This is a genomic window from Kitasatospora sp. NPDC041988, from assembly GCF_055588525.1.
Genome location: NZ_JBVJCO010000030.1, coordinates 44210 through 61562 on the forward strand (window position 1 = coordinate 44210; position 17353 = coordinate 61562).

13 protein-coding genes are annotated in these 17353 nt (G+C 74.2%); 2 read left to right on the forward strand and 11 right to left on the reverse strand.

Annotated elements, in window-relative coordinates; genetic code table 11:
- Positions 1 to 113: 113 nt before the first annotated feature.
- From ACZ6NC_RS27090 to proB, 5 genes are all read right to left on the reverse strand, one after another.
- Positions 114 to 1175: an SCO2583 family membrane protein gene (locus ACZ6NC_RS27090; protein ID WP_465736368.1), complete on the reverse strand. Its 1062-nt coding sequence runs from the start codon at positions 1173 to 1175 to the stop codon at positions 114 to 116.
- Between the two features lie 103 nt (positions 1176 to 1278).
- Positions 1279 to 1872 carry an SCO2584 family spore wall biosynthesis protein gene (locus ACZ6NC_RS27095; RefSeq protein ID WP_465736369.1) on the reverse strand — a complete coding sequence of 198 codons (594 nt, stop codon included), beginning with the start codon at positions 1870 to 1872 and terminating at the stop codon, positions 1279 to 1281.
- Between the two features lie 89 nt (positions 1873 to 1961).
- Entirely contained in the window at positions 1962 to 3284 is a 1323-nt protein-coding gene (locus ACZ6NC_RS27100; protein WP_465736370.1) for a glutamate-5-semialdehyde dehydrogenase, read from the reverse strand.
- Positions 3285 to 3469: 185 nt separating this feature from the next.
- Positions 3470 to 3997 (reverse strand): hypothetical protein, encoded by a 528-nt coding sequence (locus ACZ6NC_RS27105; RefSeq protein ID WP_465736371.1) that lies wholly within the window; start codon positions 3995 to 3997, stop codon positions 3470 to 3472.
- A gap of 133 nt (positions 3998 to 4130) precedes the next feature.
- Positions 4131 to 5267 carry a glutamate 5-kinase gene (gene proB / locus ACZ6NC_RS27110; protein WP_465736372.1) on the reverse strand — a complete coding sequence of 379 codons (1137 nt, stop codon included), beginning with the start codon at positions 5265 to 5267 and terminating at the stop codon, positions 4131 to 4133.
- 304 nt (positions 5268 to 5571) lie between these two features.
- Here proB and ACZ6NC_RS27115 point away from each other — a divergent pair, with 304 nt between their 5' ends.
- Entirely contained in the window at positions 5572 to 6369 is a 798-nt protein-coding gene (locus ACZ6NC_RS27115) for a hypothetical protein (protein WP_465736373.1), read from the forward strand.
- A 72-nt stretch (positions 6370 to 6441) separates the two neighbouring features.
- Here the strand turns inward: ACZ6NC_RS27115 and obgE are convergent, their stop codons facing one another.
- From obgE to ACZ6NC_RS27145, 6 genes are all read right to left on the reverse strand, one after another.
- The gene (obgE, locus tag ACZ6NC_RS27120) at positions 6442 to 7920 is read right to left on the reverse strand and encodes a GTPase ObgE (protein WP_465736374.1); all 1479 of its coding nucleotides are present in this window, start codon (positions 7918 to 7920) and stop codon (positions 6442 to 6444) included.
- Between the two features lie 99 nt (positions 7921 to 8019).
- Complete coding sequence (gene rpmA / locus ACZ6NC_RS27125; RefSeq protein ID WP_148645173.1) at positions 8020 to 8277, reverse strand: 50S ribosomal protein L27; 258 nt, start codon at positions 8275 to 8277, stop codon at positions 8020 to 8022.
- Positions 8278 to 8289: 12 nt separating this feature from the next.
- The gene (gene rplU, locus ACZ6NC_RS27130) at positions 8290 to 8607 is read right to left on the reverse strand and encodes a 50S ribosomal protein L21 (protein WP_376162381.1); all 318 of its coding nucleotides are present in this window, start codon (positions 8605 to 8607) and stop codon (positions 8290 to 8292) included.
- Between the two features lie 227 nt (positions 8608 to 8834).
- The gene (locus ACZ6NC_RS27135) at positions 8835 to 12416 is read right to left on the reverse strand and encodes an Rne/Rng family ribonuclease (protein ID WP_465736375.1); all 3582 of its coding nucleotides are present in this window, start codon (positions 12414 to 12416) and stop codon (positions 8835 to 8837) included.
- A 396-nt stretch (positions 12417 to 12812) separates the two neighbouring features.
- Complete coding sequence (locus tag ACZ6NC_RS27140; RefSeq protein ID WP_465736376.1) at positions 12813 to 13613, reverse strand: TIGR03936 family radical SAM-associated protein; 801 nt, start codon at positions 13611 to 13613, stop codon at positions 12813 to 12815.
- A 221-nt stretch (positions 13614 to 13834) separates the two neighbouring features.
- Positions 13835 to 15760: a TIGR03960 family B12-binding radical SAM protein gene (locus tag ACZ6NC_RS27145; protein WP_465736377.1), complete on the reverse strand. Its 1926-nt coding sequence runs from the start codon at positions 15758 to 15760 to the stop codon at positions 13835 to 13837.
- 250 nt (positions 15761 to 16010) lie between these two features.
- Between ACZ6NC_RS27145 and ACZ6NC_RS27150 the strand changes: the two genes are divergently transcribed.
- A complete protein-coding gene (locus tag ACZ6NC_RS27150) occupies positions 16011 to 17306 on the forward strand; it encodes a M14 family zinc carboxypeptidase (RefSeq protein ID WP_465736378.1) in 1296 nt (431 codons plus the stop codon).
- Positions 17307 to 17353 lie beyond the last annotated feature (47 nt).

Below are 17353 nucleotides of genomic sequence, written 5' to 3' on the forward strand. Positions count from 1 at the left end.
CGAAACAACGGAGCGGACGACGCCCCGCAGGACGGCCCCCGGCTCCGTCCCCCCCCCCCCGCGGGGGTCTTTGGGCGCGTCCGGCCCCGCCCGCGGCACCGGAACAGGACCGCTCAGCCGCCCGCCAGCACGCCGCAGACCTGCCAGGCCGGCCGGGCGTGGTTGCCCGGGTCGATCGCCGTCGGGCTGGGCACCTGGGTGCCGTCCGGCCCGGCCAGCACCGGCTGGACGAAGGCCGCCAGCGAGCCGGTGCACGGCACCGGCCCGGCCTGCAGCACCGAGTCCACCAGCCGCAGTTGGGCGGAGGCCAGGTCGAGCCGGTCGAACTGGAAGGTCAGCTGCCGCCGCACGGTCTCCAGCGTCACCGGTGCGCCGCTCGGCGCCCCGGCCGGCTTCAGCGCGTAGGCGAAGGTGTGGTCGGTGGTGATCTGCAGCGTGCCGCCGTCCGCCTCGTCGATCCGCATCGCGCCCGCCACCTTCACGGTGTCGGCCGCCAGCGCGACCTGCGCCGGGTCGAAGCGGACCACCCAGCCGGTCAGCGCGTGGTGCCGGTCGTCGACCGGCTGCGCCACGCTCGTGTCGAACTGGGCCTGCTCGCCGGGCGTGACGAATGCCTTCACCTCGGCGGTGGCCCCCTGGACCAGCGCCGCCGGCGCCAGCGAGGAGGCGACCAGGTAGCGCTGCACGGTGTCGAGCGCCTTGGTCACCTCGACCCTGCTGAAGTGCTCGGTGGCCGCCCCCGCGGGCGTCCCGAGGCCGAGCGCGCCGTCACCGTAACCGGCGGGCAGCCCGGCGAACGGACTGGCCGGGTCGGCGACCGGCCGGACCGCCGAAGCCGGGCTCAACGCCACCAGACTGACGGTCAGTTGGCTGCCCTCGGGCCGCGCGGCCTGCCGGTTCGGCGCGCTGATGCCGAAGTACACGGCGGCGGCGAAGGCCACCAGGATCAGCAGCAGCAGCGCGAGCGCCTGCCGGGGCACGGTGCCCAGCGGCCCGAGCCGCACGCGCGGGCGGGTGGCCCGGCCGAAGGAGCCGGCCAGCCGCTCCCGGGCGGACAGCTCCTGGATGCGGGCAGCCCGGACGAACGATTCGTCGAACACGACGGACCGGTACTCGTCCTCGTTTCCGGAACCACCGTCGGGCGTACCCTCCGGAGGCTCTCGCGGGTCACCCATGACACCAGGGTAAGACGCATCCGCCCCCCGCCACGAGGGTGCCGGCGCACATTCCCGGGGGCACTCCGTGACCGCCCGCCCCGGGGCGCACCACCCCCAGCGATCAGCCCGCCGGCGCGGTGACCACGAGCGACGGCTCGGCCGGCGAGGACGCCGGGTCGGCCCCCACGCTGCTGCTGCCGGACTCGGGCCGCCGGGGCGTACCGCCGCCGGCCCCGCCCACGCCCTGGTAGACCGCCGCGACCGCCACCGCGACCAGGCTCACGCCCATGATCACGGCGAGCACCCAGGCGATCGGCCGGTGCCAGCGCTGCTGGGCGACGTAGCGCCCGCTCGGCGCCCGCACCGGATCGTAACCGCCGGCCCGGCCCCACCGGCGGGTCCGGCGCCCGGCCGCCCGGCCGGGGCCCGACCACGGGTCGGGGTAGAGGCGGTCGTCGTCGAGCCCGCTCGGGTACGGGCGCAGCTCCAGCGGGAGCCCGTCACCGACCGGGACGTCATAGCCCCAGCCCGCTGCCGCCGTGTCCGGCTCGAACCGGGCCTCGGCGGCGGCGAGCTGCCGCTCCTTGGCCGTCGGCTCGTGCACGGCGGCGGAGCGGACGAAGGCCTCATCGAAGACCACGGTGGCGAACTCGTCGTCCGCACCACCGTGGTCGGCGCCGTCGGGGTACGGCAAGCCCCCCACATCCTCAGCCACGGATTCAGCGTATTACCGGGCGGGCGTTTTGTCTGTGGCTCCTCGCAGTTGGTCCGTCACACGTGTGACGGAGCCCGTCGCGAAGGGGCTCAGCCGGCGTCGGCCGCGCCGCCCACGGTCTGCGTCGCCTCGCCCCGGACATGCCCGTCACCAGTGACGATGTACTTGGTGCTGGTCAGCTCGGGCAGTCCCATCGGGCCGCGGGCATGCAGCTTCTGGGTGGAGATGCCGATCTCGGCACCGAAACCGAACTCACCGCCGTCGGTGAACCGGGTCGAGGCGTTGACGGCCACCGTGGTGGCGTCGACCAGCTGGGTGAAGCGGCGGGCGGCGGCCTGCGAGGTGGTGACGATCGCCTCGGTGTGGCCGGAGGACCAGCGGCGGATGTGCGCGACGGCGGCGTCCAGCGAGGGCACCACGGCGGCGGCGAGGTCGTAGGAGAGGTACTCCGTCTCCCAGTCCTCCTCGGTGGCCGGCACCACGGTGGCGGGCGAGCCCTCGGCGGCCTTGAGCACCGCGTCGTCGCCGTGCACCGTCACCCCGGCCCCGGCCAGCGCGGCGAGCGCGAGCGGCAGGAAGGTGTCGGCGATGTCCTGGTGGACGAGCAGGGTCTCGGCGGAGTTGCAGACGCTGACCCGCTGGGCCTTGGAGTTCAGCAGGATGCCGACGGCCATCGCCAGGTCGGCCTGGGCGTCCACGTAGACGTGGCAGTTGCCGGTGCCGGTCTCGATGACGGGGACGGTCGAGCCCTCGACCACGGTGCGGATCAGCGAGGCGCCGCCGCGCGGGATCAGCACGTCCACCAGCCCGCGGGCGCGCATCAGCTCCTGCACGGAGTCCCGGCTCTCGCCGGGGACGAGCTGGATCGCGTCGGCGGGCAGGCCGGCCGAGGCCACGGCGTCGCGCAGCACGGCGATCAGCGCGGTGTTGGAGCGGTACGCGGAGGCCGAGCCGCGCAGCAGCACGGCGTTGCCGGACTTCAGGCAGAGGGCGGCGGCGTCCACGGTGACGTTCGGGCGGGCCTCGTAGATGATGCCGACGACGCCGAGCGGCACCCGGACCTGCCGGACGTCCAGGCCGTTGGGCAGCGTGTAGCCGCGGACCACCTCGCCGACCGGGTCGGGCAGGCCGGCCACGTCACGGACGTCGGAGGCGATCGCGGCGATCCGCTCGTCGGTGAGGGTCAGCCGGTCGATCACCGACTCGGCGGTGCCGGCCTCGCGGGCCCGCGCGACGTCCTCGGCGTTGGCGGCGGTGATCTCGGCGCTGCGGGCCACCAGGGCGTCCGCGACCGCCAGCAGCGCGGCGTCCTTCGCCCGGCGCGGCAGCGGGGCGAGCTCGGCGGCGGCCTCCCGGGCTCGGCGCGCTACGGCGAGGACGGGGCTGTCGGCGGTGGCGAGGTCGCTGGTCATGCGCCAAGGGTAGCGACTCCGCAACCGCCGCCCGCCGGGTATTTCGCCCGGTGAGACACGCGCCGAACGAGGCCGAAGGGGCGCGCCGGTGCCGCAGGGGAGGAACGAGGCGGCCCCGGGGGCCTGGGAGCGCCGGCCGTCGGCACCGTACCGGAGCGCCCCGGAGGCGGGCCGAGGCCCGGAGGTCAGTAGGGGTGGACGCCGCCCAGGTGCGGCGGCGGATCGCCGAAGCCCTCGGCGACCCGCTTGTGGTACGTCGCCCGGTCGACCACCTCCAGGCCGACGATCTCCCACGGCGGCAGCTTCGCCGTCGCCTTGTGCTCGCCCCACAGCCGCAGGGCGATCGCCGCCGCGTCGTGGAGGTCGCGGGCCTGCTCCCAGTAGCGGATCTCCGCGTGGTCGGCGGCGTAGCGGGCGGTCAGGAAGAACGAGTGGTCGTGCGCCAGCCGCTCCAGCCCGGCCCGCAGCTCGGACAGCGGGGTGACCGGCCCGGAGACGCTCAGCACCACGTGCCAGAGCCGGGCCTGCTCGGGCACGGTGGGCGGATCGCCCTCGCCCCGCCGGTCCGGCCGGATGCTGCGTACCGCGCCGGGCCCGTGCGGTGGCGGACCCGCCGGCTCGGCGGGGCCGTCGCTCCCGCGTCCGCCGTCGATGCTGGTCAGCCGCCGGCCCGCCGTTCCTCCGGTCAGCGCTGCCTCGCGCCTGCGTTCCACCGGCGGCCTCCTGTTCGGCGATGTCGTGTCGTCGTACCCGCCGGCCCCGGCCCGGCGCGTACGGCTGAGCCCCTCCTCGCCCGCGGCCGGGCGTGCACCCCGTGCGGAGCCGCCCGTGCCGCCCGCGGCCCGGTCAGCCGCGCAGGACGACCAGGTCGTCGCGGTGGACGACCTCCCGCTCGTACGCGGCGCCGAGCTCCTGGGCCAGGTCGCGGGTGGACCGGCCGAGCAGGCGGGGCAACTCCCTCGCATCAAAGTTGACCAGTCCGCGCGCCACGATGTGGCCGTTTTCGGCAAGAAGGTCCACCGGATCGCCCGCGGCGAACTCGCCGTCGACCTTGGTGACCCCGGCCGGCAGCAGCGAGGCGCCCCCGGAGACGACCGCCTCGACCGCGCCGTCGTCCAGGTGCAGGGAGCCGCGGGGGCTGCTGGCGTGGGCCAGCCAGAGCAGCCGGTCGGAGGAGCGGCTGCCGGTGCGCAGGAACAGCGTGCCGGTGGGCCGGCCGGCCAGTGCGTCGGCGGCCTGGCTGGCGGCGGTGAGCACCACGGGGATGCCCGCGCCGGTGGCGATCCGGGCCGCCTCGACCTTGGTGACCATGCCGCCGGTGCCGACGCCGGCCTTGCCCGCGCTGCCGATCTCGATGCCGTCCAGGTCGTGCGGGCCGGCCACCTCGGCGATCCGGCTGGTGCCGGGGCGGCTCGGGTCTCCGTCGTAGAGGCCGTCCACGTCGGAGAGCAGCACCAGGAGGTCGGCCCGGACGAGGTGGGCGACGAGGGCGGCCAGCCGGTCGTTGTCCCCGAACTTGATTTCGGCGGTGGCGACGGTGTCGTTCTCGTTGACGATCGGCATGGCGCCCATCGCCAGCAGCTGGTCGAGCGTCCGGTAGGCGTTGCGGTAGTGGGCGCGGCGGCTGGCGTCCTCGGCGGTGAGCAGCACCTGGCCGACCCGGAGGCCGTACCGGGCGAAGGAGGCGGTGTACCGGGCGACCAGCAGGCCCTGGCCGACGCTGGCGGCGGCCTGCTGGCGGGCGAGGTCCTTGGGCCGTTTGTCGAGGCCGAGCGGGGCGAGGCCGGCGGCGATGGCACCGGAGGAGACCAGCACCACCTCGGGGGCGTCCGGGCGGCTGCGGATCTTGGCGAGTGCGTCGACCAGGGCGTCGACCCGGTCGGCGTCCAGGCCGCCGGCCGCCGTGGTGAGTGAGGAGGAGCCGACCTTGACGACGATCCGGCGTGCGGTCAGCACCTCCTCCCGCAGTGAGTCCTCGCTCATCTCGCTGTACGCCCTTCCGGTGTGGTGCGGGTACGACGGGCCGGGGCCCTGCCGTTATCCGCAATCTACGCGATCGGCGCACTCCGCCCGCAGGGCATTTCACCGGCTGGACCCGGCCTGGTCACGGCCTCGCCACAGGGCGTACGGCAATCCGGCCGACTGGTATGGTCCCTGACCGAAAGCCAGATCGGGGGACGGCTTCTTGCCCGCTGTACCCATGTCTCCAATCATTCGTGGATCGGGCACCGCCGCATGGGCAGGCCGGGAACGGTTCGCGGGCGCGTGCCCAGGAGTTAGCGCACAGATGCGTTCGAACAGCATGAAGCTCACCGTCGCCGTCCTGGCCACGGCCACCGCCTTCTCGCTCGCCGCCTGCGGCCCGGACAACTCGGACGCCGCCGGCGCCGGGTCGGCCGCGACCACGCCGGCCGGCGGCGCCGCTGCCGGTGGTGCCGCCACCGGTGGTGCCGCCGCGGGCGGGGCCGGCGGTACCGCCACCTCCCCGGCCGCCGCGGGCGGGGCCGCCGGTGGCGCGACCACCGCTCCGTCCGCCGGGGCGACCGGCGCTGCCGCGGGCGGGGCAGCCGCAGGCGGGGCAGCCGCCGGTGGTGCGGCCGGTGGCGGTGCGGCCGCCGGCCTGCCGAAGGCCGCCAACGCGGTCAAGGTCGGCCAGCCGGCCACCGTCGAGTACATCGACAAGACATTCGACATGAACAACAAGCTGGAGATCACCGTCACCGGCTACGAGACGGGTTCCATTGAGGACCTCAAGGCCGCCGGCGTCAGCACCGCGGGCCTGGAGGGCCGCACCCTCGTGTACCTCAGCTACAACATCAAGAACCTCGGCGACAAGAAGCTCTCCTTCAGCGCGCCGAACTCCAAGTTCCTGGTGTTCGACCAGGAGGGCAAGCAGGGCTCCTTCGCGGGGAATTCCGCGAAGCCGCTCCCCAAGTGCGCCGCCCCCACGTTCCAGGGCGCGGGCAAGGGCATGGAGGTCAAGGGCTGTGACGTCGTGAGCCTCCCCGGCAAGGCGCCGGTCGCCCTGGTCGCCTACACGGACAATGTCGACCGGACCAAGTACCAGGCCTCCTGGGCGAAGTGACGTTCCGCCAGGCCCGAACAACGCCGCGGCCCCCGTCACCTCGAAAGGTGGCGGGGGCCGCGGCGTTCAGGCTCATTCGTCCTCGTCGTCGCCCTCGATGGCGGCCTGGCGGCCGCTGGAGAGCGCCTCGAAGGCGAGGAACTCGGACTCGGCCGCGTCCCGGCCCTTCTGCTTCTCGCGGCGGCGGTCGACCGCCGGGCGCGGGTTCTCGAAGCGGTGGTCCTCGCCACGGCGGCCGAGCATCTCCGCACCGGCGGCCATGGTCGGCTCCCAGTCGAAGACGACGGCGTTCTCCTCGGGGCCGATGATGACGGTGTCGCCCTCGTGGGCGCCGACCTTCCAGAGCCTGTCCTCGATGCCGAGGCGGGCCAGCCGGTCGGCGAGGTAGCCGACGGCCTCGTCGTTGGAGAAGTCGGTCTGGCGGACCCAGCGCTCCGGCTTGGTGCCGCGGATGCGGAAGGCGCCGTCCTCCTCGGTGATGGTGAAGCCCTCGTCGTCGACGGCCGTCGGCCGCAGCACGATCCGGGTGGACTCCTCCAGCGGCTTGGCGGCCCGGGCCTCGGCGACGATCTGCGCCATCGCGAAGTTCAGCTCGCGCAGGCCCTTGCGGGAGGCGGCGGACACCTCGAAGACGCGGTAGCCGCGCTCCTCCAGCGACGCCCGGGTGAGGTCGGCGATGTCCTGGCCGTCCGGCACGTCGATCTTGTTGAGCGCGACCAGGCGCGGGCGGTCTTCGAGGCCGCCGTACTCGGACAGCTCGGCCTCGATGGTCTCCAGGTCGGTCAGCGGGTCGCGGCCGGGCTCCAGGGTGGCGCAGTCCAGCACGTGCACCAGCACCGAGCAGCGCTCGACGTGCCGCAGGAACTCCAGGCCGAGGCCGCGGCCCTGGCTGGCGCCCGGGATCAGGCCGGGAACGTCGGCGACGGTGTAGACGGTGTCGCCGGCGGTCACCACGCCGAGGTTGGGGATCAGGGTGGTGAACGGATAGTCCGCGATCTTCGGCTTGGCGGCGGAGAGCACCGAGATCAGCGAGGACTTGCCCGCGCTCGGGTAGCCCACCAGGGCCACGTCGGCGACGGACTTGAGCTCCATGACGATGTCACGGGCTTCGCCGGGCTCGCCGAGCAGCGCGAAGCCGGGCGCCTTGCGGCGGGCCGAGGCCAGCGCCGCGTTGCCCAGGCCGCCGCGGCCGCCGGCGGCGGCGACGAAGCTGGTGCCGTGGCCGACCAGGTCGGCGAGGACGTTGCCCTGCCGGTCCATCACGACGGTGCCGTCCGGCACCGACAGTACGAGGTCCTGACCCTCGGCGCCGGTCCGGTTGCCGCCCGCGCCGGGCTTGCCGTTGGTCGCCTTGCGCTTGGGCGAGTGGTGGTACTCCAGCAGGGTGGTGATCTGCGCGTCCACGGTGAGGATGACGCTGCCGCCCTCCCCGCCGTTGCCGCCGTCGGGGCCTCCCAGCGGCTTGAACTTCTCCCGGTGCACGGAGGCGCAGCCGTGGCCCCCGTTACCCGCGGCGACGTACAGCTCGACGCGGTCCACGAAGGTGGTCATGGGTGTGCCTCCAGTGCGAAGAAAGTGTTGACCTGCTGTAAAGCATGAAGGGTGGACCGGATCATTCCGGCCCACCCTTCATTGTGAGTCTTGTCGGACTCAGGCCTCGACGGCCACGATGTTGACGACCTTGCGGCCGCGACGGGTACCGAACTGCACGGCACCGGCGGTCAGCGCGAACAGGGTGTCGTCGCCACCACGGCCGACGTTGGCGCCCGGGTGGAAGTGGGTGCCACGCTGGCGAACGATGATCTCGCCGGCGTTGACGGTCTGGCCGCCGAAGCGCTTGACGCCGAGGCGCTGGGCGTTCGAGTCACGGCCGTTACGGGTAGAGCTTGCGCCCTTCTTGTGTGCCATCTCGCTATCCCCTTACTTGCTGACGGAGTCGATGCTCGTGATCCGCACAGCGGTGTGACGCTGGCGGTGACCCTGGCGACGACGGTAGCCGGTCTTGTTCTTGTAGCGCAGGATGACGATCTTGTCGCCCTTGGTCTGGTCGACCACCTCGGCGTGAGCCTTCACGCCGGCCAGCACCCACGGGTCGGAGGTGACAGCGTCACCGTCGACGACCAGGATGGTGGAGAGCTCCACCGAGTCACCCGGCTTGGCCTCGATACGGTCGATCTCCAGCACGTCGCCGACGGCGACCTTGTGCTGGCGGCCGCCTGCGCGAACGATCGCGTACATGCGGTACCCACTTTCCTAACTCGGTCGGAGCTCCTGATGCCAGCCACCTGGGTACGGACACAGGGACCTCTCCCGGGCATCTCTGACGAGTGGCCCGGGAGGTGATGTGCTCGGGAGCAAAAGGCGTAGACACGCCGAGGGTCAAGAATACGGACCAGCCGCCGCGGGGGCAAACCGGACCGTACGGGCCCGGAGGCGGGCGGTCACCCGCCCCCGGACCACGGGCACTACTCGGCTGCCGAATCACCCTCGGCGGCCGCGGCCTTCTTGGCCGCCGCGCTGGTCCGCTTGGTGGCGGTCTTGCGGGCGGTGGTCTTCTTCGCGGCGGCCGCCGTGGTCTTCTTGGCGGCCGTCTTCTTCGCGGCGGTCTTGCGCGCGGCCCGCTTCTTCGGCGCCGGCGCCTCCTCGGCGGGCTCCTCGGTCGCGGCCTCGGTCGCGGCCTCGGCCGGGGCCTCGGCCGGGGCCTCGGTCGGCTCGGCAGGAGCCTCGACGGGGGCCTCGGCCACCGGCTCGGCGACCGGCTCCGCCTCGGCCGGCGTCTCGACCGGAGCCTCCGCAGGGGTCTCGGCCGGCGTCTCGGCGGCCGCGAAGGCCGCCTCGAGCGCGGCGTCGGCCCGGGCCTGGAGCACCACGATCTCGGCCTCGGCGGGCGCACCCGCCGGAGCCGTCGCCTTGCGCACCGCACGGCGGCGGGTGCGGCCGGCGGGCGCCGCGGTGGCGGCCGGGATCTCGACCAGGCTCGGCCGGTCGGGCGCCTCGGCGACGACCTCGGCTGCCTCGGTCTGCGGCTCGGCGACGACCTCGGCCTCCGCTACCTCAAGCGCCAGCTGGCCTTCGATCTCCTCGCGCTCGGGCGCCTCGGTGAGGGCCTCGGCGACCTCCAGGGCCTCCACGGCCGCCTCGGCGGCGTGCGGCTCCTCCTGGCCCGCCCCGCCCTTGCCCCGGCGCCGGCGCTTGCCGCCGCCCGCGCCCGCCTCGACGGCCGGAGCCGCCGGGGCGTGGACGTGGGTGCTCGGCTGCTCCATATGGACGATCACGCCGCGGCCGTTGCAGTGCACGCACGGCTCGGAGAAGGACTCCAGCAGGCCCTGGCCGACCCGCTTGCGGGTCATCTGCACCAGGCCCAGCGAGGTGACCTCGGCCACCTGGTGCTTGGTCCGGTCCCGGCCCAGGCACTCCAGCAGCCGGCGCAGCACCAGGTCGCGGTTGGACTCCAGCACCATGTCGATGAAGTCGATCACGATGATGCCGCCGAGGTCGCGCAGCCGCAGCTGGCGCACGATCTCCTCGGCCGCCTCGATGTTGTTCCGGGTGACGGTCTCTTCGAGGTTGCCGCCCTGGCCGACGAACTTGCCGGTGTTGACGTCGATGACGACCATCGCCTCGGTGCGGTCGATCACCAGCGAACCGCCGCTGGGCAGCCAGACCTTGCGGTCCAGCGCCTTCATCAGCTGCTCGTCGATCCGGTAGGTGGCGAACACGTCCACCTCGGAGGTCCACCGCTGGAGCCGCTCGGTGAGGTCCGGGGCCACATTGGAGACGTAGTCGTGGATGGTGCTCCACGCCTCGGTGCCGGAGACGATGACCTTGGTGAAGTCCTCGTTGAAGATGTCGCGGACGACCCGGACGGTCATGTCCGGCTCGCCGTACAGCAGCGCGGGGGCGTTGCCGGTCGCAGCCTTCTTCTGGATGTCCTCCCACTGCTGCTGGAGGCGCTGGACGTCCCGGGTCAGCTCCTCCTCGGAGGCGCCCTCGGCGGCGGTGCGCACGATGACGCCCGCGTCGTCCGGGACGATCTTCTTGAGGATCTGCTTCAGGCGGGCGCGCTCGTTCTCCGGCAGCTTGCGGGAGATGCCGGTCATCGAGCCCTCGGGCACGTACACCAGGTAGCGGCCGGGCAGCGAGATCTGGCTGGTCAGGCGGGCGCCCTTGTGGCCGATCGGGTCCTTGGAGACCTGCACCAGCACGGACTGGCCGGACTTCAGCACCGACTCGATCCGGCGCGGGCCGCCGTGGCCGCCCAGCGAGCCGAAGTTGACCTCACCGGCGTACAGCACCGCGTTGCGGCCCTTGCCGATGTCGACGAAGGCGGCCTCCATCGACGGCAGCACGTTCTGGACCTTGCCCAGGTAGACGTTGCCGACGTACGAGGTGGCCTGCTCCTTGTTGACGTAGTGCTCGACCAGCACGCCGTCCTCGAGGACGCCGATCTGGGTGCGCTGGCCGTTCTGGCGCACCACCATGACGCGCTCGACCGACTCGCGGCGGGCCAGGAACTCGGCCTCGGTGATGATCGGCACCCGGCGGCGGCCCAGCTCGCGGCCCTCGCGGCGGCGCTGCTTCTTGGCCTCCAGGCGGGTGGAGCCCTTGATGGACTGCACCTCGTCCGGGTCGAACGACGGCTCGGTGGAGCGGCGGCGCGGCTCGCGCACCTTCACGACCGTGCGGACGCCGTCCTCGGTGGTCTCGGCGGCCTCGGTGGCGCCGGCCTCACCGCTGCGGCGGCGACGGCGGCGACGGCGGCGAGACGAGGCCAGGCCGGCGGACAGGTCGTCCTCGTCCTCGCCCTCCTCCTCGTCGGCGGCGGCCGGCTCCTCGACGGGCTGCTCGGCCTCGGCCGTCTCGGCCTCGAACTCCTCGGCCTCGCCACGACGGCGGCGACGGCCGCCCCGGCGGCGACGGCGGGACGGACGGCCGTCCTCCTCCCACTCGCCCTCGGCCTCGGGGCCGGTGGCGGCGGGCGCCTCGACGGCGGCGGGCGCCTCCACGACGGGCGCCTTGACCGGCTCCTCGACGACGGGGGCGGCCTGGGCGGCGGGAGCGGCGGCCTTGCGGCGCGACGGGGTCTGGACCCGCACCTGGGTGCGGGTACGACGACGGCGGCCGACGCCGCTGTACTCGAACTCGTCCTCGGTCTCCGAAGCCTGCACGGCCGGGGCCGGAGCCGGGGACTCGGCCGGGGCCGCCGCGGCGGCGGGCTGCGCGGCAGCCGGGGTGGCCGGGGCGACGAAGGGGGCCGGCTCCTGGAAGACCGGGGCCTGGAAGATCGCGGTGGACGGGCGGACCGCGCGGCGGCGCACCCGCTGCGGCGGCTCGGCCTCGGCGGCGACGGGGGCCGGGGCGGGCTCCGGGGCGGCGGCCGGCTCGGGCGCGACGGCCTCGGCCTCCTCCTCGGCGGGCTCCTCCTCGGCGGCCGGCTCCTCAACCGGAGTCTCCTCGACGACCGGCGCGGCCTCGACCACACGGCGGCGGCGGGCGCGGCGGGCCGGCGCGGCCGGGGCCTCCTCGGCGGGCGCGGCCTCGACGGCGGCGGGCGCCTCGGCGGGTGCGGCGGCGGGCTCCTCCGCGGCGGCGGGCGCACTGACCGGCGCCTCGGCACGCTTGCGGGCCCGGCGAGCCCGGGCGGGCTTCTCGGCGGCGGGCTCGGCCTCGACGGGCGCGGCCTCGACGGCGGCGGGCGCCTCGGCGGCGGCCTCCGGCGCGGTGACGACGATCGGGCTGGCCTCCGGCGCCCCGGCGGGGGCCTCGGCGCGCTTGCGGGTCCGGCGGGCCCGGACCGGCTTCTCGGCGGCCGGCTCGGCCTCGACGGGCGCGGCCTCGACGGCGGCGGGCGCCTCGGCGGCCTGCGCCTCGGCCGGGATCACCGTCTCGGCGCCCTCGGCGGCCGCCCCCTGCGGGGTGCCCGCCGGGCGGGACACCGCACGGCGACGGCGGCGCGGCGGCGCGGCGGACGCGCCCTCGCCACCGGTGACGGCGGATTCGTTCTGTTCCGTTGCCGCAGACTGCTGCGGATCGGTGTTATCGAGCATGCGGGTGGATCTCCCGTCAGGCCCCCGGGCTCCGTATCCGGGCACGGCAGGGCACCGGTGGCCGGCCGGCATCGCGACGGATGCTCGGGCCGGACCTTTTCTCGGTGCCGCCGTGCGGACGCGAGGCCGCACAGGGGCTCGTAGTCTCGCTCGGCGCCCCGCCCTCGGCGGGGTGTCGAAAGTCTTCTGGTCTGACCAGTCTTCTGAGGTTTTCCCAAGCTTCGCCGTCCCCCAACCCCGGGTGGCTCCCGGACGGGGTCCTCGGGCCCACCGACCATCGGGGTCGGCGGGCCGCAAGAGGCCGGCCTGTGCTTCGACGACGCTCGCTCCCCTGGGGAGCCGCGGGGGCCTGGAGGAACAGCGGGCCCAGTGGGTACTGGTCCCGGCCTCCGCCCGCTAGGCGGACGCGGTTGCGCGCGGCTCGCCGGCCGCCACTGGGCCGGCCGGGGCCGCGGCGCGGTCGAGCGCCAGCGGGTCGGTCACCGTGCCGGTCTCCTCGTCGAGCGGCCCCTGCGCCAGCCTGGTCACCTCTGCGGGGACCGGCGGCGCCAGGTCGGCCGTCGCACGGAGACCGGACAATACGTCGTCGGGTCGTACGGCGGGTGTGGCGTGTCGTACTACCAGGCGCAGTATCGCACAGGGACGGCCGGTCCGAACATCGCGGGCCCCTTCGCCATCCGTGTCCGCACCGCCGTCGACCTGCGGCGGGAGGATTTCCAGCGCCGCGACCGCGCCGCGCGCGTCAAAGACCCGCACGCCGTTCTTGGTGAGGCGTTCGACCTCGACCCGCTCCTCGGCCAGGAAAAGACCGGCCGCGCGGACCGCCTCCTCCCGGGTGACACCGTCCAGTCGGACCTGCCACTCGGAGGCCTCCAGGCGCTCCACGAAGTTCGGCGTCCGGACCTCGACCGCGTCGATGATGTCCAGGCCGTTCGGCAGCGACTCGTCGAGCTGCGCACGCAGCTCCTCCGGGTCGCGGACCGCGGCGAGCCCGATCTCCAGGTACTCCGCCTCGCTCGCCACCCCGGTGGGAGCGGCGTTGGCGTACGACACCTTGGGGTGCGGGGTGAAGCCGGCCGAATAGGCCATCGGCACGGCCGACCGGCGCAGGGCACGCTCGAAGGCGCGCTGGAAATCGCGGTGGCTGGTGAAGCGGAGCCGGCCGCGCTTGGTGTAGCGGAGACGAATCCGCTGCACCGTCGGCGCGGGCGGCGGACCGTCGGGCGTACGGCGTGCCAGGGTCGCTCAGTCCTTAGTCAGTTGTCCCCGTCCGTGGTGGCGTTTTTGCGCCACTGTCCGGACTCTGTCACCTCAAAGGGTACGCGCCCCGCCGCCCCGCTCGCTCCGCCCCTGGTCAGCGAGGACGCGACGACCCCCGTCCGGAGGGTTCCGGACGGGGGTCGCAGGAGGCGCGGGAACTACTTGACCACGGTCAGCGGCAGCAGCTTCTTGCCGGTCGGGCCGATCTGGATCTGGGTGTCCATCTGCGGGCAGACGCCGCAGTCGAAGCACGGGGTCCAGCGGCAGTCGTCGACCTCGACCTCTTCGAGGGCGTCCTGCCAGTCCTCCCAGAGCCAGTCCTTGTCGAGGCCGCTGTCCAGGTGGTCCCAGGGCAGCACCTCCTCGTAGGTCCGCTCGCGGGTGGTGTACCAGTCGACGTCCACGCCGGTGCCGGCCAGGCCCTTCTCAGCCGAGGCCATCCAGCGGTCGTACGAGAAGTGCTCGCGCCAGCCGTCGAAGCGGCCGCCGTCGTCGTAGACCGCGCGGATGACGGCGCCGATGCGGCGGTCACCGCGGGACAGCAGGCCCTCGACAATGCCGGGCTTGCCGTCGTGGTAGCGGTAGCCGATGTTCTTGCCGTACTTGCGGTCGCCGCGGATGGAGTCGCGCAGCTTGGCCAGCCGGGCGTCGGTGGCCTCGGCGGAGAGCTGCGGGGCCCACTGGAACGGGGTGTGCGGCTTGGGCACGAACCCGCCGATGGAGACGGTGCAGCGGATGTCGTTCTGGCCGGTGACCTCGCGCCCCTTCTGGATGACGTTCTTCGCCATCTCGCCGATCTGGAGCACGTCGTCGTCGGTCTCGGTGGGCAGGCCGCACATGAAGTACAGCTTCACCTGGCGCCAGCCGTTGCCGTACGCGGTGGCGACGGTGCGGATCAGGTCCTCCTCCGACACCATCTTGTTGATCACCTTGCGCATGCGCTCGCTGCCGCCCTCGGGGGCGAAGGTGAGGCCCGAGCGGCGGCCGTTGCGGCTCAGCTCGTTGGCGAGGTCGATGTTGAAGGCGTCGACACGGGTGGACGGCAGCGACAGGCCGATCTTGTCGGCGGCGTAGCGGTCGGCCAGGCCCTTGGCGATGTCACCGATCTCGGTGTGGTCGGCGCTGGACAGCGACAGCAGGCCGACCTCCTCGAAGCCGGTCGCCTTGAGGCCGCGCTCGACCATCTCGCCGATGCCGGTGATGCTTCGCTCCCGCACGGGGCGCGTGATCATGCCGGCCTGGCAGAAACGGCAGCCGCGGGTGCAGCCGCGGAAGATCTCGACGGACATCCGCTCGTGCACGGTCTCGGCGAGCGGGACCAGCGGCTGCTTGGGGTAGGGCCACTCGTCGAGGTCCATGACGGTGTGCTTGGAGACCCGCCACGGCACGCCGGGCGCGTTCGGCACGACGCGGCCGATCCGGCCGTCGGCCAGGTACTCCACGTCGTAGAACCGGGGCACGTACACCCCGCCGGTGCGGGCCAGGCGCAGCAGCAGCTCGTCGCGTCCGCCCGGGCGGCCCTCGGCCTTCCAGCCGCGGACCAGCTCGGTGATGTCCAGCACGGCCTGCTCGCCGTCGCCGACCACCGCGCAGTCGATGAAGTCCGCGATCGGCTCGGGGTTGAACGCGGCGTGGCCGCCGGCCAGCACGATCGGGTCCTCGTCGGTGCGGTCCTTCGCCTCCAGCGGGATGCCCGCGAGGTCGAGCGCGGCCAGCATGTTGGTGTAGCCGAGCTCGGTGGAGAAGGAGAGCCCGAACACGTCGAAGGCCTTCACCGGGCGGTGGGCGTCCACGGTGAACTGCGGGACGCCGTGCTCGCGCATCAGCGCCTCGAGGTCCGGCCAGACGCTGTAGGTCCGCTCGGCCAGCACGCCCTCGCGCTCGTTGAGCACCTCGTACAGGATCATGACGCCCTGGTTGGGCAGGCCCACCTCGTAGGCGTCGGGGTACATCAGCGCCCAGCGGACGTCGCAGGCGTCCCAGTCCTTGACGGTCGAGTTCAGCTCGCCGCCGACGTACTGGATCGGCTTCTGGACGTGCGGGAGGAGGGCCTCCAGGCGTGGGAAGACCGATTCGACAGTCATGTACTAGGAACCCTTACGACGTTGAGAGGTGTCGCGCGCATCGAATCCCGGTCGGGAGGTGGTGGGCGACGTCTGGGAGGGGTGACCCTCAAGGGTAGCCGAATCGCGGGGCCGCCCGGCCGGGCCTCGGCGCACCGCCGACGGCCTCCCGGCCCTGCTCACCGGCTGTTGACAGTCCCGGACGGACCGTGCCGTACTTGCTGGGCTCCGCCGCCAGGCCCAGCAGACGATCGGGACAAGGAAGTTGACCATGCACGACGGCACCGGCACCGGTCCTCGGGCGCCCCGGACCGGAGCGCCGGGCCAGGACACCGCGGGCTACCCCACGGCGGCCCGCGCGGAGGCCACCGCCCGCCGGCTGGCCCGGCTGCACCCGGACCGCTGCCGGCTGCGCGAGGCGGGGCGCTCCAGGGCCGGCCGCCCGCTGCTCCTGCTCTCCGTCGACGAGGGCGCGCGCGCCGTCCTGGTGGTCGGCGGCCCGCACCCGAACGAGCCGGTCGGCCGGGCCGCCGCGGTGCGGCTGGCCGAACGGCTGCTGGCGCTGCCGCCACGCCCCGGCGTGGCCTGGCACGTCCTGCTCTGCCTCGACCCGGACGGCGCGGCCCTGAACGAGGGCTGGCTGGAGGGCCCGCTCACCGCCGCCCGGCACTACGAGCACTTCTACCGGCCGGCCTTCGAGGAGCAGCCCGAGCAGCTGCCGCCGGCCGGCCGAGGCCGCGGCCCGATGCCGGAGAGCCTGGTGCTGACCGGCCTGATCGACGAGCTGCGCCCGGTCCTGCAGTGCTCGCTGCACGGGGTGGACTTCGGCGGCGCCTTCGTCCAGCTGACCAGGCCCGTCCCGGGCCTGCCCGAGCGGTTCGCCGCCTCGGTGGCGCGCCACGGCCTCCCGCTGGACGTCGACTCGTACGACGCGGTGGGCTGGCACAGCCCGGCTCCGGGGGCGTACGTGATGCCGGTGCCGGGCGGCGGCTCCCAGGTGCTGCCCGACCGGCCCGAGCTCTCCACCTGGTCGTACGCCGGGCGGCACGGCGGGGTGACGGCCGTGCTGGAGGTGCCGATGTGGGCCGTCGAGGCGGTCGGCGACGCCGGCCTGCACCCGGCGGCCGGCCCGGCCGTCGTGGCAGCCGCCCGGACCCTGCGCGAGCGCGCCGAGCGGCTGGCCGCGCTGCTGCCGCTCGTCCCGCCGCAGGCCCGCGCGGCCGGCGGGACGCTGCTGCGCACCGCGGAGTTCAACCTGGGCGCCTGCCCGCCGCTCGCGGACGAGTGGCTCGCCGGCCGGCGCGACCGGCCGCTCTCGGTCTCCCGGGTCACCGCGGCCGGGATCGTCGCCGAGCGGATCCCGCTGCGGGTGGCGGCGGTGCTGCTGCGCCTGCTCGCGGACGCCGGCGGCCCGGCGGCCGTGGCCGCCCGGGAGCAGGCCCGGGCCATCGTCACGGCGGGCCTGGACGGCCTGCACCGGCTCGGCGCCCGCTGGGTGCCGGTGGAGACCCAGGTGGCCCACCAGGTCCGGGCGGTGCGGGCCGCCGCCGACTGCCTGCTGCCCTGACACGAAAGGGCCGGCCCGGGTGAATCCCGGACCGGCCCCGCCCACCG